Origin of the sequence: Bacteroides sp. D2, from assembly GCF_025147085.1 — a bacterium.
In the GTDB taxonomy this organism is placed as follows: Bacteria; Bacteroidota; Bacteroidia; order Bacteroidales; family Bacteroidaceae; genus Bacteroides.
The window spans coordinates 6,077,848-6,098,788 of record NZ_CP102261.1 but is presented as its reverse complement, the minus strand read 5'-3'; the positions used below and the strand labels follow the sequence as shown (position 1 = coordinate 6,098,788).

15 protein-coding genes are annotated in these 20,941 nt (G+C 39.5%); 14 read left to right on the top strand and 1 reads right to left on the bottom strand.

Features of this window, described 5'->3' with window-relative positions; translation table 11 throughout:
• The first annotated feature begins 12 nt into the window (after positions 1-12).
• The 6 genes from NQ505_RS23105 to NQ505_RS23080 all read left to right on the top strand — a co-directional run bounded on the left by NQ505_RS23105 (position 13) and on the right by NQ505_RS23080 (position 7,862).
• Entirely contained in the window at positions 13-1,473 is a 1,461-nt protein-coding gene (locus tag NQ505_RS23105) for a RagB/SusD family nutrient uptake outer membrane protein (RefSeq protein ID WP_008999955.1), read from the top strand.
• Between the two features lie 18 nt (positions 1,474-1,491).
• On the top strand, positions 1,492-2,823 hold the full coding sequence (locus tag NQ505_RS23100; RefSeq protein ID WP_008999956.1) for a sialidase family protein: 1,332 nt from the start codon (positions 1,492-1,494) through the stop codon (positions 2,821-2,823).
• Between the two features lie 20 nt (positions 2,824-2,843).
• Positions 2,844-5,021, top strand: a complete 2,178-nt coding sequence (locus tag NQ505_RS23095) for a BACON domain-containing protein (protein ID WP_008999957.1) — start codon at positions 2,844-2,846, stop codon at positions 5,019-5,021.
• An 11-nt stretch (positions 5,022-5,032) separates the two neighbouring features.
• Positions 5,033-6,595, top strand: coding sequence for a calcineurin-like phosphoesterase C-terminal domain-containing protein (locus tag NQ505_RS23090; protein WP_008999958.1), 1,563 nt, complete (start codon positions 5,033-5,035; stop codon positions 6,593-6,595).
• 113 nt (positions 6,596-6,708) lie between these two features.
• Positions 6,709-7,251 (top strand): hypothetical protein, encoded by a 543-nt coding sequence (locus tag NQ505_RS23085; protein ID WP_032853717.1) that lies wholly within the window; start codon positions 6,709-6,711, stop codon positions 7,249-7,251.
• A 20-nt stretch (positions 7,252-7,271) separates the two neighbouring features.
• Complete coding sequence (locus NQ505_RS23080) at positions 7,272-7,862, top strand: sugar O-acetyltransferase (protein WP_083852332.1); 591 nt, start codon at positions 7,272-7,274, stop codon at positions 7,860-7,862.
• A 135-nt stretch (positions 7,863-7,997) separates the two neighbouring features.
• Here the strand turns inward: NQ505_RS23080 and NQ505_RS23075 are convergent, their stop codons facing one another.
• A complete protein-coding gene (locus NQ505_RS23075; RefSeq protein ID WP_008999961.1) occupies positions 7,998-8,477 on the bottom strand; it encodes a hypothetical protein in 480 nt (159 codons plus the stop codon).
• A 278-nt stretch (positions 8,478-8,755) separates the two neighbouring features.
• Here NQ505_RS23075 and NQ505_RS23070 point away from each other — a divergent pair, with 278 nt between their 5' ends.
• The 8 genes from NQ505_RS23070 (at position 8,756) to NQ505_RS23035 (ending at position 20,919) form a co-directional block, all read left to right on the top strand.
• Entirely contained in the window at positions 8,756-11,233 is a 2,478-nt protein-coding gene (locus NQ505_RS23070; RefSeq protein ID WP_008999962.1) for a TonB-dependent receptor, read from the top strand.
• An 81-nt stretch (positions 11,234-11,314) separates the two neighbouring features.
• Positions 11,315-12,391 (top strand): sensor histidine kinase, encoded by a 1,077-nt coding sequence (locus NQ505_RS23065; protein WP_008999963.1) that lies wholly within the window; start codon positions 11,315-11,317, stop codon positions 12,389-12,391.
• Complete coding sequence (locus NQ505_RS23060; protein WP_008999964.1) at positions 12,388-13,467, top strand: sensor histidine kinase; 1,080 nt, start codon at positions 12,388-12,390, stop codon at positions 13,465-13,467. The genes NQ505_RS23065 and NQ505_RS23060 overlap by 4 nt, the downstream gene beginning before the upstream one ends.
• On the top strand, positions 13,464-14,180 hold the full coding sequence (locus tag NQ505_RS23055; RefSeq protein ID WP_004300562.1) for a LytR/AlgR family response regulator transcription factor: 717 nt from the start codon (positions 13,464-13,466) through the stop codon (positions 14,178-14,180). Before NQ505_RS23060 ends, NQ505_RS23055 begins: the two co-directional genes overlap by 4 nt.
• A gap of 64 nt (positions 14,181-14,244) precedes the next feature.
• Positions 14,245-14,793 (top strand): RNA polymerase sigma-70 factor, encoded by a 549-nt coding sequence (locus NQ505_RS23050; RefSeq protein ID WP_004304159.1) that lies wholly within the window; start codon positions 14,245-14,247, stop codon positions 14,791-14,793.
• Between the two features lie 84 nt (positions 14,794-14,877).
• The gene (locus tag NQ505_RS23045; RefSeq protein WP_008999965.1) at positions 14,878-16,047 is read left to right on the top strand and encodes a FecR family protein; all 1,170 of its coding nucleotides are present in this window, start codon (positions 14,878-14,880) and stop codon (positions 16,045-16,047) included.
• A 10-nt stretch (positions 16,048-16,057) separates the two neighbouring features.
• Positions 16,058-19,435: a TonB-dependent receptor gene (locus NQ505_RS23040; RefSeq protein ID WP_008999966.1), complete on the top strand. Its 3,378-nt coding sequence runs from the start codon at positions 16,058-16,060 to the stop codon at positions 19,433-19,435.
• Positions 19,436-19,461: 26 nt separating this feature from the next.
• On the top strand, positions 19,462-20,919 hold the full coding sequence (locus tag NQ505_RS23035) for a RagB/SusD family nutrient uptake outer membrane protein (protein WP_008999967.1): 1,458 nt from the start codon (positions 19,462-19,464) through the stop codon (positions 20,917-20,919).
• The last annotated feature ends 22 nt before the right edge of the window (positions 20,920-20,941 follow it).

Sequence of the window (20,941 nt, the reverse complement as noted above, 5' to 3'; positions counted from 1 at the left end):
AAAACAAGAAAAATGAAAACCAACACAATAAAATTCCTATTATTTCTGTTGCCATTGGGATTGTTTTCCTGTATCGGAGATTTGGACGTAATACAGAAAAGTACCATAAACTCTGAAAATATGTGGGAAAATGAAGGTGATATGAAAGCTGCCATGTATGGATCTTTTTATTCTTTCAGGAATGCATATAAGACAAATTTGAGTTATTGGGGTGATTTCCGTTCAGGGCTAATTGGTCCGGGGCTTGGCAGTTTTAATGGAACTGCATTAGTCAGTAACAAAATTACTTCGTCTGAAACAAAGGGAACTAGCTGGGAACTTTTATATAAGAGTATCAATGATTGTAACATGATTCTCAAATATGTGGATGAAGTTACTTTTCAGGATGAGAATTTGCGTAATCAGATAAAAGCAAATGCTTACTTTTTGAGAGCTTACATGTATTTCACAATAGTAAGGGTATGGGGAGACGCTCCATTGATGCTTGAAGGGATTGAGTCGGACGAAGGTGATATGATGCCATCAAGAGTAGATGCAACACTTCTCTATGAGCAGGTGAAGAATGATATAGAAGCAGCTTTGGGAGTGATGCCCGCTTCTGTTACAGACCGTACTACAGGTTCGCAAGCTGCTATCAATATGTTGGCTACTGACTATTACCTATGGATGTATAAATGTAGGAATGTTGGAAAAGATGCGTTGACTAGAGCTTCAGAAGCAGTTGATAATGTATTGGGGAATAAAACTTATTCATTGCTTCCTGATTATTCAAAAATATTCGATATAAAAAGTAAGAACAGTGCGGAAATTATCTTTACTATGCACTTTGAACGTGATGAGGCTGAAGGTGGTTACCCGGCAAGTTATCTGATTCCGGATAGTAAATATACAGACGATAAGAAATACCGGGATGCTAATAATGTAAAAACAGGAAGTCAAGACCAATGGTATTCTTTAAGTAGTACGATTCAGACGTTAATTAATGAAATCAGTGAGGATGCTCGTACAACAACGACTTTTACAGTCTTCACTATTCCCGAAACCGGTAACAGTTATTCCTGGATTAATAAGTTTACGGGTGAATGGACAGATAATACGCGTTACTTTACATCAGATATTCCTATATATCGTTATGCTGAAGCTCTTCTCTTTAAAGCTGAAATAGAAAATGAGTTGAATGGAACTCCTCTTTTTTATCTGAATCAGATTGCTCAACGGGCTTACGGAAAAGAAAATTACTATCCGTCTACTCTTACTAAAGAAGAAATAAATGAAGCCATATTTAATGAACGGCTCAAAGAGTTTGCTGCTGAAGGTAAAAGCTGGTGGGATTATATCCGTATGGGATATGTATTTACTAAGATACCGTCATTACTGGGAAGACAAAATGAAACCAACATTTTGTTATGGCCTATCTCTTCAGATTGCTTTGAGAATAATCCGAATATTCGTCAAACTATTGGCTATAACTAATAATTAATACGAAATCAGATGAAACATAGATTATTATACTCATTATTTATCTTCTCCATTTTATGTACAGCTTGTGGAGATGATTTGAAATTTGGTCCAAATTCGGGGATCGTAATTCCGGAGGAACCGACAGAAGATGATCCAAAGGAAGACGAAGATCCGGAAATAAACTATCCGGATAATCGTGAAATAGTGGAAAGTATTGTATATGAGGCTGGTAAAGATAATCATATTTATTTCCGGATACCGGCACTTACCGTAACTAAAAAAGGAACGATACTTGCATTTTGTGAAGCTCGTAATACTAAGGCTGATTTTTATGAGGGAAATGAGGATAAATTTCCTGTTGTTCCGGTGGGAAGTACTAAAGATTTGGGTGATATTGATTTAGCTGTCAAACGTTCTACGGATGGTGGAAAGACGTGGGACAATATGATAACTGTCGTTGATGATTATGATAATACCTGTGGGAATCCGGCACCTGTTGTAGTTGAATCTACGGGAAGAATATATTTGTTTTGGTGTTGGGGACGTTATCCCAATCAATTGGAAAGCAAGTTCGTTTCATCTACTTCTGACGGTCATACCAGGCGTGTGTTTTATTGTTATTCGGATGATGACGGACAAACTTGGAGCACTCAATATGATTTGACAAGCCGATTGAAAAAAAGCGATTGGAGTTGGTATGCTACAGGACCTTGTCATGGTATTCAAAAGCAGCTTGCTCCTCAAAAGGGACGAATCATTATTTCAGCTAACCATCGGGATAATGGTAATAAGGACAATTATTCTCATATTATCTATTCTGATGACAACGGTTCTACCTGGCAATTGGGAGGAAGAACGGAGATAGGAGGGAATGAGTCGAGCCTGACTGAACTTGCGGACGGAAGTTTATTGATTAATATGCGTCGGGTAGTGAAAGATAATAACGGAAACGATTTGCCTTCTGAGTATAGAGCTTCAGCTGTTAGTAAGGATGGAGGTGCTACGTGGGAGAAGTCTGTTGTCAATCAGGATTTGATTGACCCTGGGTGTCAAGGTTCTATTGTCAATTATCCTATAAATAAGAATCGTAGTAATACTTTGTTATTGAGTAATACCCATCATTCTTCTTCGCGTTCCAATCTTTGTATATCCAAGAGCATTGACGGAGGTATCTCTTGGACTACCCCGCTGGTTATCTGGAGTGGACGGGCCGCTTATTCGGATATTATTACCTTACAAGATGGTTCGGTATGTGTCATTTATGAAAATGGTTCCGGTAAATTTGGAAAGGCAAATCCTAATGAGCAAATAAGCTTTTACAGAGTGCCTCCTTCTCTTTTAGGGGATAAGTTGAATCTTTAATTAATAAACGAGTAGTAATTATGAAGATAATAAAAATAAATATCACATGCTTGGTGGCACTTCTTTCTGTGTTGTTTATAGGATGTGAAGTGGACTATAAGGATATAGACACATTAGGCAAGGCAGATAGCGGTGCTTCCGAGGTAAGTATCAATCTGGATTTATTTGTGGCTGGTAGTTGGACTCCTGACCAAGTTGCCGCTAGTGCCGGAGAATTGAAAGTGGAAAAGTATGATCTCTTTATTTTCAAGGTATCATCTGACGGAAACTATTTGGAATATAAAGAAATGAATATTACACCGGATGCTTCTGAAATGGTACCGTATAATCAGAGTATTAAGATTGGGAATAGAAATATTGTTTTGCCTACAGGTGGGACGAAACGGGTAGTGGTAATAGCCAATGCCAATGATAAGGTTAGTTATCCTGTTTTGTGTTCGTTGGCAGAGAGTACAAAATCAGATTTCTCCGATGTGACCGTATATGATAAATTTATCAATGATTTTTCTATAAAAGCGGATAAGCAGCAGACCTCTCCGTTTGTCATGATGGGAAACGCCTTGATTGCTAACGCGGATATGGAGAATGTCGGCATAACCTTAGCTCCGCAATATGCGAAGATAAATATAAAGAATAAAGCAGCAGGTTCTGAAACAAACGGACTTTTTATTTCTTCCGTGCAATTGAAGAATGTACCGGAAAGTGCTTATCCTTTTATTAATGATTATAGTAAGAAGACATCGCGTTTTGTCAACTATGAGGTGAATATGTTGGATAACGGAGCATTGGAGGAAATGATTCCCGATAAGTTATATCTTTTGTATACTCCGGGTACCAGCAGTGCGTCAGCTGACTATAGAGTGACTGTGCTGATAAAAGGGAAAAAGAATGGGGTTGATTTCGAGAAAGAGTTTCCTTGCTCTAATCCGATGTATCCGGGATACCTCTTTAACATGATTTTGTCATTATCCGGGAATGAAGTGGAAGCGGAGTTTGTACCTAACTGGTCTGATGGTAATTTCTCTATTAGCGGTGTGCATCTGAAAAATAATAAAATGACTTTCCCATTCACAGCTGATAAATTCTGGGGATATGAAATTTTCTGGGCTACTAATATGGCGGGAGCCGTGAGTGTGGAGAAACAGGGAAATGAATCTTGGTATAGTATTACTGTGGAGGAAAATCTTGTGAGGGTTTGTTGTTTGGAAGATAATACTACCGGTAGGGAACGAACAGCTTCATTTACAATCGGTCTTGGGAAGAAGAAAGAAACGGTGGAAATAGTTCAGCAATTGATGCCTTCTACCATTACGTTTAATGGTATGGAATGGTTAGACCGGAATTTGGGAGCTATTTTACCTTTAACAGAAGAAAATATAACTCATTCAGATACCTATGGTTATTATTATCAATGGGGAAGGAATGTTCCATTCCCAACTTTTGGAACAGTTGGTATTGTAGTTAGTGATCCGGGGATAACGATACAGCAGGCACATGGCATGAAAGAATTTATAGTTTCATCTTCATCCTCGACGGATTGGTATACAGCCGTTTCTGTTGCAGACAAAACTACAACATGGGAAGATAGGACAGGAAGTTTGGGAAACCCTTGTCCAGAAGGTTATCATGTACCAAGTTACAGAGAATATCAGACGATTTTACCATATAAAAACTCTGCAGGCATTGGTAATTTTAGTAACGTTGATTTTAAAATAAATTCAGCGGAGATATTGGATGATACCGGGACACTTTATGATGCGCTTTATGTGACATCTGCTAAAGATGAGGCTACTATTTATGCTATTAAAAAATATAAGACTGATGGTGCGTACTATTTGAGATTACGTCGTATCAAGACGGACTCCGGTATTTATCTTCGCATTGACAGATTGTCCGGTAATGCACAGAGTGACTTTGTTGGTGAAAGTGCCGATGCTAAACTATCGTCTGCTTCGGCTATCTTTAACTCTGCAACAACAGGGATGGAAACTATTTATTTTCCGGCAGCCGGTAGACGTAATAATAAAACCGGTGAACTAGTTAATCAAGGAATAAATCTGTATAGTTGGGCCGCTACTTGCTGGGATGTAAGTTCTTCAGGTATTTATTTTGATCCTTTAGATGGAAATACTAGAATTTATTGTATAGCACAGGCTAGGTCTTTTGCCCAAACAGTTCGTTGTATTAAAAACTATTAGAATTGATATTTATGAAAACATTTACATTATTATTTATAATATATATGTTGAGTGCTTACGGCAGTTATGCCGTAGCATTTGACAATATCGTAGGAAAAGTTACTTGTGGTCAGAAACCCGTTTCCAATGTTCTTGTTTCTGATGGAGTAGAAGTAGTGAAGACAAATGCTGAAGGATATTTCCATTTTAATTCGAAGAAAGAAGACGGATATGTGTTTATTTCTGTTCCAGGTAACTATGAAGTAGATCATATAGGCATTATTCCGAATCATTTTGCTCGTTTGAAGAAGGGATATAGTGAAGTGGACACTGTGAACTTCCATCTGACTAAAAGAGAAAATAAGGATTGTGAAATTTTCATGTTTACGGATATACATCTGACAAATGACCGTGTTGACAATGACTTACCGCAATTTGGAAAGACTTTTTATCCAGATATTGTATCACAAATAAAAGCCCGCGCAAATAAACCAGTTTATGCAATATGCCTGGGTGATATGACTACTGATGTGAAATGGCATATCAATCATTATGCATTACCAGAATATTTGGAAACGATGAAAGATTTTCCTATTCCCGTATATCATGCCATGGGCAATCATGATAATGAACGCAAGGTGATTGAGAATATATCCGATTGGGATTTTTATGGTGAATCAGTTTATAAAGATGTAATAGGGCCTAATTACTATTCTTTTAATATTGGTGCGTGGCATGTTATGATACTGGATAATATCATAACAGGTGGTCCGGTGAAAAAGAATGGGAAGCTGAATTATCAGTTTACCTATCGTATAGATGACCAACAAATGGAATGGATAAAAAAAGATTTGTCTTTTATGCCGAAGAATACTCCCATTATGGTAGGTATGCATGTTCCTCCATTAAAATACACAGGCATGAAAAATGGAGTGTTGGAAACTGACTATGACTTTGAGAATGCAAAAGAATTTTTGGATTGTTTTGCTGAATTTAATCAGGTTCAGATTTTCGCAGGACATACACACAGAAGTAGTAATTATGTTTATGGTGATAATATCACTCTTCATAATTTACCTTCCGCGTCTGCTGTTTCTTGGAAAATAAATGGAGAGACTAGTCGATTAATTAGTGAAGACGGTTCTCCTGCCGGATATTGGATTATAAAAGTAAAAGGTGATAATCTCCAATGGCAGTTTAAGGCTGCTGAAAGAGATTTGGAGAAGAGCCAATTCTTTGTATATGATTTGAATTGTGTCCCAGAACAATTTGGCGGGAGCAAGGATTCTAATGAAATATTGATAAACATTTATAATTGGGATCCTGACTGGAAAATAGAGGTTACAGAGAATGGGCGTTCTTTAGATGTTTCTCATTGTTGGACCCGTGACCCTCTATATCGTTTAATTAGAAGTGACGAAGATGCGTTGCCCGGTAGACCTACTGCTTTCTTGGCTAATTACAACTCTCATATGTTTAAAGTGAAAGCAGCTAATGCCAAAAGTCCTATAAGTATTCGCATTACTGATGGGTTTGGCAATGTTTATAAAACGATGATGAAAAGACCAAAGAAATTCTCTTGGGATATGGAATAAATAGAGTTTTCTGACTCCAGTCGAATAGGCTGGAGTCAAAAAAACAGATATAGATGATATTATGCCTGTCTTTTGTTGCTTATTTTTATATTTGCATACAAAATGATAGTATAATGAAAAATCTGTTTGTTATAACACTTCGTATTTTGATGCTTTTGGTATTTATTGCTTCGTGTGGACTAGGTTATGTAATATACGAAGATACACTGACTGCCTGGTGGATACCTGTTGGAATGGCACTTTTGATTGCTCTTGCTACTATCCCGTTTTATAAGAAATGGATATGGCTGACAACCATGGATGATAAAGTAATTAATTGTTTGTGTCATTTGGCTTGCATCGGTGCCATCAGTTATGTATTGTTTCTTGGCGGTAATTATTGGTTTGCCGATCCTGCTTCCACACACGAAGAAATAGTGATGGTACAGAAAAAATATGTAGAAACACACAAGAAGACCCGTAGAGTAGGCAGGCATCGTTATGTTTCGGATGGCATACATAAGGAATACTATTTGCAGGTAGCTTTTGAGAATGGAGCTGTGGAAGAATTGCATGTGTCACTTTCCACTTATAATAAAACCAAGGCAGGTGCACCAAAGATACTAACTTTACAAAAAGGTTTTTTCGGATTACCAGTGATTACAAAAGGACTTTAATCAATCATTATGATATAGATATGGAAAATAGAGAATTGTATGAAAGAATGTTGTCGGGGACTATGTATAATGATTTGTCTGCAGAACTGGTTCAGAGAAGAGAACAAGTCGTTTTTCTGACTAATGATTATAACTCTACTTATGGAAAACCCAAAGAGGTTCGTGAAGCATTATTACGCAAAATGTTGAAAGGCATTGGGGAGAATGTTCACTTCGAACCCAATTTCCGGTGTGAGTTTGGATTTAATATCACTATAGGAAACAACTTCTTTGCTAATTTTGATTGCATCATGTTGGATGGGAATCTTATTACAATAGGGGATAATGTCTTGTTGGGACCACGTGTCGGGCTGTACACTGCAAATCATGCACTTGATGCTCGGGAACGCGTTATGGGAGGTTGCTATGCACGTCCGATTGTGATTGAGGATAATGTCTGGATTGGTGCAGGCGTCCATATTATGGGTGGTGTTACCATTGGAAGAAATTCGGTAATCGGAGCAGGAAGTGTAGTGACTAAGGATGTGCCGGAAAATGTGATCGCTGCAGGAGTTCCATGTAAAGTAATTCGGGAGATCACGGATAAAGATAAGACCGACTTTTTAGGGTAGGTTGGCGTGTGCTATTAAAAAAGTCACATCACTTTCAGAACGGTTTATGTCCTCTAAAAGTGATGTGACTTTTCTTATATAGGTAAGGCAACTAACCAGAATAGGAGTTGCCCGACTTAATCTTAGGATGAACCGTTAGCTGTTAGCTTTCGAATCATTATCTTCTTCGTCCTCTTCCTCTTTTTTCTTTTTGCCTAGTCTGAGGATACCAAAGATAAAATCTTTCAGATAACTTATTATACCGATAACGATCAATGCACCGAAGCCATAGATTAGAATGCTGCCTCCCCATTTATCCCAGAAAGATGGCTCTGGAATGAGACTGGTAAGATCCTCTACATTGAGGTCTTTCTGAAGAGCTTCTATAAAATCGTTGGGAATATCATAATAGGTGTCAGGTTTGGATTCTGAAAACAGCACTAATACACGGCTACCATCTTTCTCGATATAACCCAGATCCAAATGTGAACCGTCATCTGTCTTGTAATAGGAACTGTCCGGCAAAGTAGCGACTTTAGGAATGTTAGCCGGAACGTTGATTTTTATACGGCGTGCTTCAGCACTAGTCATAAAAATGGTGATAAAGGCCACCAAAACAAATAAAAACTTTTTCATACTTTATAAATATTAAATTGATTGTGTCGCTATAAAGCCACTATTGTTGTTTTGCTGTATATTGATTTGGCAAATGTAGAAATTTTTTTCTAAAAACAGAATATCTGGAGTTTTATTTTTTTTAAGGCTCTGTTTCTGGTAAGATTTTATGGATTGAATGATTTTTTCGTCTTATCAATTTTGCGTTTTGTCTACAAACGGGATGCATTCGTCTCATTTCAAAAATCGGCAATCTTCTATACTCTATCTTCGTGACGAAATAAAAACAGAATAAAATCATGAAGATGAATAAAACTAGATTATTAGAAAAAATATCTATTCAGTCAGGTATCTCCGCAGATGAATGCAGCGCAGTACTCAAAATCTTTGAAAGAATTCTTAGTGAAGAGTTAACCCGGAAAATACATCGTTATGGCGGGTGGATACTTTTGTTGGTTGCTTTGTTGGTATCCGCAGTGGCGTTTAGTCAGACACCGCAGAGAAAAGGACGGCCGGTACAGACAATCCGGGGAATGGTTATTGACGGGGATTCAAAACACCCGATACCGTATGCAACGGTGAGATTATCCGAAAAAGAGGGAACTGGTACGATAACAGACAGTCTCGGGCGTTTCAGCATACCACAGGTTCCTGTTGGACGGCATACGGTAGAGGCAGCCTTTATGGGATATGAACCGGGTATTTTCAGAGAGATACTGGTAACTTCCGCCAAGGAGGTTTATCTGGAAATTCCTTTGAAAGAAAGTGTAAACGAACTCAATGAAGTAGTGATTCGTGCCAGGACCAATAAAGAGGAGGCGATGAATAAGATGGCTACTACCGGAGCCCGTATGTTGAGTGTGGAAGAAGCGAGCCGCTATGCCGGAGGTTTTGACGACCCTGCCCGTTTGGTATCTTCCTTTGCCGGAGTGGCCCCCAGTGTATCTTCCAATGGAATATCCATTCATGGCAATGCTCCCCATCTGTTGCAGTGGCGATTGGAAGACGTTGAAATTCCGAACCCGAATCACTTTGCGGATATTGCCACATTGGGTGGAGGGATACTTTCATCTCTTAGTTCGCAGGTATTGGGTAATTCCGATTTCTTTACCGGAGCTTTTCCGGCAGAATATGGAAATGCGGTATCCGGTGTGTTTGATATGAATTTGCGCAATGGCAATAACCAGAAGAATGAGAATACGCTTCAAGTGGGCATCATGGGAATTGATGTAGCTTCCGAAGGACCGTTAAGCAAGAAGCACAAAGCATCCTATATTTTCAATTATCGGTATTCCACAACAGGACTTCTGAACTTGGAGGGCGGAAAGATGGACTATCAGGACTTGAACTTCAAACTGAATTTCCCGACACAGAAAGCAGGAACATTCTCTGTCTGGGGAACCAGCCTGATTGATAAATTCGGCAGTGATTTTGAAAAGAATACGGATAAATGGGAATATATGAGCGACCGTAGCGAATCAAAAGACAAACAGTATATGGCTGCCGGAGGTATCAGCCACCGTTATTTCTTCAACAATGACGCATCATTGAAAACCACTATTGCCGGTACTTATTCACAACTGGACGGAGGAGCAACCATGTTTAACCACTCTCTGGAATCTACTCCCTACATGGATCTTAACTCGAAACATACCAACTTGATACTGACTTCAACTTTCAACCGTAAATTCAGTAACCGTTTTACTAATAAGACAGGATTTACGTATAATGCCATGTTCTATCAAATGAACCTTGCCATTGCTCCTTATGAAGCCGAATCACTGGAAACCGTATCTCAAGGAAAAGGCAATACGAGTCTGATATCTGCCTACAATAGTTCTTCTGTAGGATTGACGGAACGTTGGACGCTCAATGCCGGTATTTACGGGCAATTTCTAACCCTGAATAATAAGTGGTCTGTTGAACCCCGTATTGGTTTGAAATGGCAAGCTACTCCGAAAGCAACTTTCGCACTGGCTTATGGTATGTACAGCCGTATGGAGAAAATGGACGTCTATTTTGTGAAAACGAAAAGTACAGGAGACAAATCCGTCAACAAGGAACTCGATTTCACCAAAGCGCAGCACGTCATGTTATCTTTTGGATACAAAATATCCGATCGCATGAATCTGAAAATAGAACCTTATATCCAATTTCTCCATGATGTGCCTGTGATGGCTGACAGCTCTTATTCCGTACTCAACCGTTCTGATTTCTATGTGGAAGACGCATTGGTTAATAAAGGAAGAGGACGCAACATCGGTATTGACATCACTTTAGAACGTTTCCTGGAAAAAGGACTCTATTACATGATTTCCGGTTCTCTTTTCGATTCCCGCTACCGGGGTGGAGACGGTGTGTGGTACAATACGAAGTTTAATCGGAATTATGTCATCAACGGACTGATTGGAAAGGAATGGATGCTGGGACGTAACAGACAGAATATTCTTAGCATCAATCTGAAATTGACCTTACAAGGAGGTGACCGGTATTCTCCGATTGACAGGGAAGCAACGATGAATCATCCTGATAAAGAGGTACAGTATGACGAAACGAAAGCATTTTCTAAACAGTATTCTCCCATGCTTATCGGCAACTATACCGTGAGTTACCGCATCAACAAGAAGAAAGTCTCTCATGAGTTTGCAGTGAAAGGACTTAACTTTACCGGTGCGAAAGAATACTATGGACATGAATATAATGTGAAAACTGGAAAAATTGATGTTAGTGACGGTTCTACAACATTGACAAATGTGAGTTATAAACTTGAATTTTAAATAACCGATATAGAAGTCCAACCGGAAAAATGTTTTATCTTCGTCCCCGGAGATAAAACATCTTCCCTGATTAAATACACGATGGCTGAAACAATAACAACAGACAATAAATCTACTTTATTATATCGATTCCTCGTTAGTCCGGAACTTCGATGGGCGCGTTATCTGGTGCTTATTATGGTGTTGGCTACCATATCATTCAATCAGGTTTTTATTATATTCCTCGATTATCGGGATATATTGGGAGGATGGATTTATACATTCACTTTCTTATATCTACTGACTTATATAGGAGTTATTTATCTGAATCTTTTCTGGCTCTTTCCAAAGTTTTTGCTGAAAAGACGCTATCTAACCTACATATCCTTACTTTCAGTAGCAATGATGCTTGCCCTGGCAATACAAATGGCAACGGAATATGTATCTTATTCCTGCTGGCCGGAATTTTACGAACGTGCCTCCTATTTCTCCATACCTATAGTGATGGATTATATATCTTCTTTCATGTTGTCCACACTCTGCATGATAGGAGGAACAATGACCGTTCTCCTGAAAGAATGGATGATAGATCATCAACGTGTCTCACAAATGGAAAAGGTTCACGTTCTTTCGGAAGTGGAACAGCTAAAAGAACAAGTCAGCCCCGAACTTCTTTTCAAAACATTGCATCATTCGGGGGAACTGACATTGAGCGAACCGGAAAAAGCTTCGAAGATGCTGATGAAATTAAGTCAACTACTTCGTTATCAGCTATATGATTGCAGCAGAACAAAGGTGTTGCTTAGTAGTGAAATTAATTTCCTGAATAATTACCTGACCTTGGAACAGAATTCCCAGACGCCATTCAATTATGAGCTGCTTGCGGATGGAGAAGTAAATAGAACACTAGTTCCACCCTTGCTTTTTATTCCATTTGTGAAATATATTGTAAAATCAATTAACGAACAGCGAATATCAATCCCTGTTTCTCTCAAAATCCATTTGAAAGTAGAAGAGAACACAATTATATTCACTTGTCTTTGCCTACAAGTGAATCTTTTGGAAGATAAAGGACTTGAAAGAATCCGCCAAAGACTGAACTTATTATATGGCAATCGTTACAGACTATTCCTGACGACAGAAAGCATCTGGTTGGAATTGAAAGGAGGTGAAGTATGAACCTGAATACAGAACATAGAAGAATGGAAGATAAAAGTGTCACAGCTTTTCTGTTAAGTCCTCATTACCGGACATGTAGACATCTGTTACTGCAAATAATAGTTCTTTTGATGACTATTAATGTCTTTTGGTACGAACCTTTGCAGTCAGTTTCTTTTTGGCGGCGTTTTGGTGGATTCCTGGCATATTTTGTTTCCATTAATACGGTAATCTATATGAACCTGTATATATTAGTACCCTGTTTTCTGTTGAAGAACCGTTTGGGGCACTATGTCCTGGCGGCTGTCCTGACGAATTTGGTAGTCATCATCTTCCTTTCAGTCACCCAGGGATTACTCTTTGAAGTAATTCTGCCCGGAAAAGATCCTGGCAGATTCGCTACTTTCATTAATACTTTTTCGGGGATACTGACCATCGGTTTTGTTACCGCAGGTTCGGCAGCCATATCCTTGTTTACCCATTGGTTGCGTTATAACCTGCGTATTGACGAACTCGAGTCCACTACTTTGCAATCCGAACTGACATTTCTGAAGAATCAGATTAACCCGCATTTCCTTTTCAATATGCTGAATAATGCCAATGTTCTGATAAAGAGAAATCCGGAAGAAGCTTCCAAAGTACTTTTCAAACTGGAAGATTTGCTACGATATCAGATTAACGACAGTTCGCGTGAAAGAGTTTCATTGGCTTCGGATATCCGTTTTCTGAATGACTATCTGAATTTGGAAAAGATACGCCGTGACAATTTCCAGTTTACGTTGAGGCAGGAGGGAGAAGTGGATTCCATTTGGATTCAGCCTTTATTATTCATTCCTTTTGTGGAAAATGCGGTGAAACATAGTTTTGATAGTGAGCATTCTTCGTATGTCCATGTCTTTTTTAAGGTGGATGCTCACCGACTGGATTTCCGGTGTGAGAATTCTAAACCGGCTGTTGCAGTCCAGCAGGGTAAAGTCGGTGGAATCGGACTTGCCAATATTCAGCGTAGGTTAGGATTACTGTATCCTGAACATTATAAGTTGGAACAAAGAGAAGATGAAAATCTCTATTCTGTAATTTTAAGTATAACATTATGAATTGTATCATTGTAGATGATGAACCCTTGGCACGTGAGGCCATGAAGTTATTGATAGAAGAATCCGATAACCTCCAGTTGATAGGCAGTTTTAACAGTGCTGCAACTGCTTCCGACTTTATGGAGCAACAGGGAGTCGATCTGGTTTTTCTGGATATTCAGATGCCTGGGATTACAGGAATAGAGTTTGCCCGTACAATTTCCAAAAAGACACTGGTCATTTTCACCACAGCCTATACAGAATATGCGTTGGATAGCTATGAAGTAGATGCAATCGACTATCTGATTAAGCCCGTCGAAGCGGAACGTTTTCAAAAGGCGGTGGATAAAGCGTTATCCTATCATTCTCTATTATTGAAAGAAGAGAAAGAAGCTATCGAAACGATTGTTGCCGCTGAATATTTCTTCGTAAAGGCAGAGCGCCGGTATTTCAAGGTGAATTTCTCCGATATTCTCTTTATTGAGGGATTGAAAGATTATGTCATTCTTCAACTGAACGACCAGCGTATCATTACTCGCATGAGCCTGAAAGCCATATTCGATTTATTACCAAAATCTATTTTTTTGCGGGTGAATAAATCCTATATCGTCAATACCGATCATATCGAGTCATTTGACAATAATGATATATTTATAAAATCCTATGAAATTGCTATCGGTAATAGTTACCGGGACGACTTCTTTGAAGGTTTTGTAATGAAACAAAGATTGTGATTTTTCATTTTTGTTTGGTTACATAATTTTCAAATGGTATATTTGTAACCAAAATAAAGAATACGTGATTGGCACAACAGACTATATTAGTATTAAGTTAACTGATGAGACGCAGTTTCGTTCTATATTCGACAAATATTACATATCTCTATGTATGTTTGCTAATCAGTATGTCGAAAATGATGCATTAGCGGCTGATATTGTTCAGGAGTGTTTTGTGAAGTTGTGGCAGTTACGCGATGATTTCATGTATGTGCATCAGATTAAATCATTCCTCTACACGTCGGTACGCAATAAATCTTTGAATGAACTGGAACATACCAAGGTCATGAACGAGTATGCACAGAAAGTTCAGGAAATGAGTAAAGACTCTTTTTTTCAAGACAAGGTCATAGCAGAAGAAAGTTACCGGATATTGGTGGATGCCATTGAAAAACTGCCACCGCAGATGAAAAGCATTATGCAACTGGCACTTGAGGGAAAAAGCAATCCGGAAATTGCTGAAACACTGAATATTTCCGGCGAAACGGTACACTCCCAGAAAAAGATTGCCTACCGTAAATTACGCGTATATTTGAAAGACTATTACTATCTGGTTTTTTACTTTTTATAGTTTCTTTTAAAAAAAACATTTTTAATACACCCTGATTTTCAATTCACCTGTTTTAGTATAAACAACGATTAAAACATGTGAATTATGATAAACCAACATTTCTATATTGCAAGACTCATTGCCAGATACTTATCTGATGAAATCGGGGAAGAAGAACAGGCGGAACTGACCCGGTGGAGAAATGAATCGCCCGAAAACGAACGCCTTTTTCGGGAAATCTGCAAGGAAGAGAACATAAAGCAGAATATGCAGAAGCGGCAAACTTTCCATACAGAGGACGGATGGGAGGGAGTGCAAAGAAAAATCCAACGCCATCGGTTCAGACATCGGATACTGAATATATGTAAATATGCTGCTATTTTCATTTTTCCGGTGGTTGTTGCTACTGTGGCAATATATAAGAGCAGTAATGAACCCCAGCCGTTATCTCAAGTAGCGGAACAAATTGTTCCGGGTGGTAAGAAAGCCGTTCTTATTCTGGATAATGGAGAAGCAATTGATTTGAAGTCTACCTCCGGCGTGGAATTGAAAGAAAAAGATGGTACAGTCATTCAGGTGGATTCTACAGCATTGAATTATCAGCAGGCTCCCGCCCGGACATCCGAAAAACTTGCATATAATAAGGTAAACGTTCCTCGTGGTGGTGAATATCAGCTGACGTTGAGCGATGGAAGTAAAGTACAGTTGAATTCCATGAGTTCCATCCGCTTTCCTGTTCAGTTTGCACAGGATTGCCGTCTGGTAGAATTGGAGGGAGAGGCCTATTTCGAAGTAAGCAAAACCGGACAGCCTTTTATTGTACAAACCAAAGGGATGAAAATAGAAGTATTAGGAACTACTTTTAATATATCAGCTTACGCAAACGAAGAATATCAAACTACACTTGTCAGCGGTTCGGTAAAAGTACAGACTGAAAATGGAAGCAACCGGATTCTGAAACCATCGGAACAGGCTTGTATTACTCCGGGCAGCAACCAGATCAATGTACGCAATGTAGATACTGCATTTTATACTTCATGGATACATGGAAAGATCAATTTCAAGGACCAGCGATTGGATGACATCATGAAAACTCTTGCCAGATGGTATGATATGGATGTAGTCTATGAGAATGAGGCGACCAAGGAGTTACGCTTCGGTTGCTATGTAAACCGTTATAATGAGATTACCCCATTGGTGAAATTGTTGGAGCAAACGGGTAGAGTAACTGTCACAGTAGAAGGAAAAACTATCAAAATATTCACTAATCATTAATCCCTGTTTTATGGAAAAACTACGTAATGTTGCCAGATTTGGGAAATATGGAAAACGTCTTTGTATGATGTTCCTTTTTCTCTGTATTACAACTTCAGGGCTGATGCGCGCATCTATATTCGCACAGACCACAGTTACAGCCAAATTCAGAAATGTAACATTGAATGAAGTTCTTTGGGAAATTCAGAAACAAACGGACTTTACCTTTATCTACAGCACAAATGATGCGAAGAAAGTCAGAGTGGAAAATCTGGATGTGAAGAATGAACTGATTTCTGAAGTGCTTAACAAATGCCTGCGAAATAGCGGACTGACTTATACGGTTCATGATGGAGTAATTGCCATCCGTAAGGCTGAACCCGTTAGGACGGAAACTGTTGCACGTGAGAAATATACGATTACAGGGAAAGTAATTGAAGATAGTGGAGAGCCGATAATCGGAGCTAATGTCATCGTGAAAGGTACAACTAACGGTATGATGACTGATATGGACGGTAATTTCCATCTGGAAGTTACAGACAAGAAAGTGACTCTGATGGTTTCTTATATCGGTTATACGTCACAGGAGGTAGTTGCAACTCCCGGCAAGCCGATGAGCATAATCCTGAAAGTGGATAATAACCTGTTGGACGAAGTGATTGTAACGGGATATGGTACTTTCAAGAAATCGGCTTATGCAGGTTCTGCTAGTATCGTAAAGACAGATGCTGTGAAAGATGTGCCTAATGTATCTTTCCAACAGATGTTGGAGGGGGCGGCTCCCGGTGTCAGCGTAAATACCGGTTCGGGTATACCGGGTTCGTCAACGTCCATCCGTATCCGTGGTATGGGTTCGTTCAATGCCTCCAATTCTCCGCTGTATGTAGTGGATGGTGTTCCTGTATTGTCGGGTAATATTGGTGCATCCGGTAGTGATTCCGGTTTGGATGTAATGTCTACTTTGAATACATCGGATATTGAAAGCATCACTGTTATCAAGGATGCCGCTGCTGCTTCACTTTATGGTTCGCGTGCAGCGAATGGCGTTGTCATTATTACCACGAAACAAGGAAAAGCAGGTAAACCGGTCTTTAAATTGAAATCGGATTGGGGATTCTCTAATTTTGCCATGCCTTTCCGCGAATTGATGGGCGGACAGGAACGTCGTAACCTGATCCACGAGGGGCTTCGAAATTATGCTTTAACTTATAGCGGTAAGACCGATGATGAGGTAGGACTTTATCAGGGGATGACCGAGAATGAAGCATGGGCTTATGCCGATTCAAATATTGACCAGTATGCACCGATCCCTTGGTGTGGTTTTGTGAATTGGGATGATTATCTGTTCCGTAACGGTAGCCACCAGAATTACGAGTTTTCAGCTTCCGGCGGACAGGAAAAGATTAAATACTATACATCTATCGGCTATATGAAGCAGGATGGTGTTACGATAAACTCCGGTCTGGAACGTATTTCTGCACGTTTGAATGTAGACTATCAGATGGCTAAATGGATGAATATCGGTGCAAAGATACAGTTCTCCAAAGTGAATCAGGATACTTATTCGGAGGGTACATCGTATACTTCTCCAATTTACGGTACGCGTAATGGAGCTACACCATCTGACCCTATATGGAATGAAGACGGCACCTGGAACCGTGCATTAATCAAATTGGATGACCGTAACCCGATGTTATCAAATTCTTATAATTTTAAGAGAGAATATGCGACTCGTTCTTTCAATACCGTATATGCATCATTCGACATTTGGAAAGGAATCAAGTTTGCGTCTACATTCAGTTATGATTTTGTGATGAACAAGTCTCGTGCATGGAAAGACCCGCGTACCAGTGACGGTGACGATGATAACGGACGTTTCAGCAAAGATTATAATGATATTACCAATATGACATGGTCTAATATTCTGACTTATCAGACAAAGATCAAGAAAAAACACAATCTGGACCTTTTGGCTGGTTATGAAATCAACAGTAAGGAGTCGGATGGATTGGGAACTACTATCTCTAATTTTGCACGCTGGGATAAACCGGAAGTCAACAATGGTGTAGTGTATCAGAGTATGGGAGGTTCTAACAGTACGACGCGTATTGTTTCTTATATTACGCGTGCCAACTATGATTATGACAACAAATACTATCTGGGAGCGAGTTGGAGAACAGACGGAAGTTCGCGATTGGCGAGAGAGAATCGTTGGGGAAATTTCTGGTCGTTGTCCGGTGCATGGAGAGTGAGTAGCGAGAGTTTTATGAAACCTCTTCAGAACTGGTTAAGCGACCTGAAACTTAGAGTTTCTTATGGTGTGAACGGAACTCTGCCGTCTTCTTATTATGGATATATGGGATTGAGCAGTCTGACCAGTAATTATAACGATAATCCGGGTATCACGCAGTCGCAACTGGAAAACAAGGAACTGACTTGGGAAACCAACTATAACTTCAACTCCGGTATCGACCTGGGATTCTTCGATAACAGACTGAATGTTACATTTGAATATTATGTCCGTACAACGAAAAATCTGCTTTACAGCCGGCCATTATCTCTTGCAACAGGTTTCTCAAGTTATCTTGCCAACATTGGTAAATTACAAAACAAGGGATATGAATTGGAAATTCGTTCAACTAATATCGAGACAAAAGATTTTCGTTGGAGCACAAGTTTGAATCTGGGACATAATTCCAATAAAATCCTGAAGTTGGACGGAGATTTGAAACAAGTAACCAGCGGAACATCTATTCATAAGGTAGGTTTGCCCTATTCTACCTATTATATGATTGAATTTGCAGGCATCGACCCGGCAGACGGTGAGCCGATGTTCTATAAGAATACGACGGATGAAAATGGAAACCTGAACAAAGAAACTACTAAAGATCCGCGTAGTGCGGAAAAAGTGGTACTGCAATGTGCCGATCCTACTATCACCGGTGGACTGGGTAACAGCATCTCTTATAAGTGGTTTGATCTGAATTTTAACGTGAATTTCTCTTTTGGGGCATGGAACTATGACGGCGCGGCAGGCAAACTGGAACACGGTGGCGACGGAACACTGAATATTCCTATTTATTACCGGAAACGCTGGCAGAAGGAGGGGGATGAAACGAGTATTGAACGTTTTGTAGTCGGTAGATCAATTTCCATGACTGATTATGCTACCACACGTCGTTTATACAGTGGAGATTATGTTCGTCTGAAGAATCTGACTTTCGGTTTTACACTGCCGAAGACATGGACCCGGAAAGTGGGTATAGACAATATACGCCTGTATGCATCGGGCAATAACCTGTTAACTTGGGCGGCATACGATTATATTGACCCCGAATCGGGTTCATCACCTAGTTGGGATACTCCTCCGATGAGAACTTATACATTCGGTTTGGAAGTGAAATTCTAAGTGCATTAATCTATAAATGAATAAGTATGAAAAAGATAAAATATATAGCTTTAGGTGTCTTTGCAACCTTATTGAGTAGTTGCGGAAATGATTGGTTGGATTTGCAATCTTCCACAGCTATAGAAACTGATGGTTCATTGACCGAATTAAGAGATTTTGAATTTGTGCTGAACGGTGCATACAGCAGTATGCAGTCATCCAGTTATTATGGAGCAGATATGTTCTGTTATGGTGATTTGAGGGGAGATGACATGAAATCTTATAAGTCTTCCAGCACCAATGTCAGTTTCTATACATTCAAGTACAATAAGACGAATGGACCTAGTGGTTTCTGGGGGATGTACTACGGTATTGGTAAGAACCTGAACATTTTATTCCGGGATATTGAAAAGATAAAGCTTGTTCCCGATCGGGAAATTACAACTCCGAAACTGGAGAAGCTGACAGAGCAGGAGTATTATAATGACTTGAAAGGAGAGGCTTTGGCAATACGTGCCTTGTTGCTGTTCGATATGACACGTATTTACGGGTATCCTTATCTGAAAGATAACGGGGCATCACTGGCTGTGCCCATTATTGATAAAGTGGTAGAAGATAAGAATATCAAACCTTCCCGCAATACGACCGCCCAATGTTATAAGGCCATCACAGACGACCTGACAGATGCGGTGAAGCTGCTTCGTCCGGTAAAGAAAGAGGGTAAGATCAATAAATGGGGGGCAATGACATTATTAAGCCGGGTTTATCTCTATATGGGGAATGACAAAGAGGCATACGATGTGGCTGCCGAAGCTATCAAAGGTGCGGAAAAACAAGGCTATAAGTTGTGGACCAATGATGAATATGCCAAGATATGGGCTACTCCGTTCAATAGTGAACTGTTGTTCGAAATTGTGAATCTGACTACTGATAGTCCGGGAAAATCATCCATCGGTTATCTTAGCACCAAATATAATCTGATAGCCACCGAAAAGTATTGGAAAGACTACATGAAAGACAATTCCGATGATGTTCGTAGTCAGATGGTGTCTACGGCAAGTAGCAGTAAACCTTATTGCTTGAAATATCCGGTACAAGGTTCTAAATCGTATGAAGATGCCAATATCCCGGTTTTCCGTCTGTCGGAACTCTATCTGAATGCAGCTGAAGCTGCGATTAAGAAGAATGATATACCTAATACGCGCAAGTATCTGAAACCTATTTATGCACGTACGGATAAGGATCTGGATGCCGTGGCAGATGAAGATATAAACCTGGATCTGGTGCTTGAACAGCGTCGCATTGAATTCTGGGGAGAGGGACAACGTTTCTTTGATTTACTTAGAAATAACAAGAAAGTGATACGTGAAGATTATTTGAGCGAAGTTCCCAATGAAGCGGTAGAGTTTGATTGGAGTTATTATAAAATCGTTCTTCCTGTTCCTAACCACGAAATGGAGTACAATGAGAATATGGTTCAGAATCCGGAATATGAATTGCATTAATTAACGCATTAACGTATAGAAA

What these genes read in the sequence shown, in the direction of transcription:
- NQ505_RS23105 (WP_008999955.1), top strand. Translation starts at nt 13, where the DNA reads ATGAAAACCAACACAATAAAATTCCTATTATTTCTGTTGCCATTGGGA.
- NQ505_RS23100 (WP_008999956.1), top strand. Translation starts at nt 1,492, where the DNA reads ATGAAACATAGATTATTATACTCATTATTTATCTTCTCCATTTTATGT.
- NQ505_RS23095 (WP_008999957.1), top strand. Translation starts at nt 2,844, where the DNA reads ATGAAGATAATAAAAATAAATATCACATGCTTGGTGGCACTTCTTTCT.
- NQ505_RS23090 (WP_008999958.1), top strand. Translation starts at nt 5,033, where the DNA reads ATGAAAACATTTACATTATTATTTATAATATATATGTTGAGTGCTTAC.
- NQ505_RS23085 (WP_032853717.1), top strand. Translation starts at nt 6,709, where the DNA reads ATGAAAAATCTGTTTGTTATAACACTTCGTATTTTGATGCTTTTGGTA.
- NQ505_RS23080 (WP_083852332.1), top strand. Translation starts at nt 7,272, where the DNA reads ATGGAAAATAGAGAATTGTATGAAAGAATGTTGTCGGGGACTATGTAT.
- NQ505_RS23075 (WP_008999961.1), bottom strand. Translation starts at nt 8,477, where the DNA reads ATGAAAAAGTTTTTATTTGTTTTGGTGGCCTTTATCACCATTTTTATG.
- NQ505_RS23070 (WP_008999962.1), top strand. Translation starts at nt 8,756, where the DNA reads ATGAAGATGAATAAAACTAGATTATTAGAAAAAATATCTATTCAGTCA.
- NQ505_RS23065 (WP_008999963.1), top strand. Translation starts at nt 11,315, where the DNA reads ATGGCTGAAACAATAACAACAGACAATAAATCTACTTTATTATATCGA.
- NQ505_RS23060 (WP_008999964.1), top strand. Translation starts at nt 12,388, where the DNA reads ATGAACCTGAATACAGAACATAGAAGAATGGAAGATAAAAGTGTCACA.
- NQ505_RS23055 (WP_004300562.1), top strand. Translation starts at nt 13,464, where the DNA reads ATGAATTGTATCATTGTAGATGATGAACCCTTGGCACGTGAGGCCATG.
- NQ505_RS23045 (WP_008999965.1), top strand. Translation starts at nt 14,878, where the DNA reads ATGATAAACCAACATTTCTATATTGCAAGACTCATTGCCAGATACTTA.
- NQ505_RS23040 (WP_008999966.1), top strand. Translation starts at nt 16,058, where the DNA reads ATGGAAAAACTACGTAATGTTGCCAGATTTGGGAAATATGGAAAACGT.
- NQ505_RS23035 (WP_008999967.1), top strand. Translation starts at nt 19,462, where the DNA reads ATGAAAAAGATAAAATATATAGCTTTAGGTGTCTTTGCAACCTTATTG.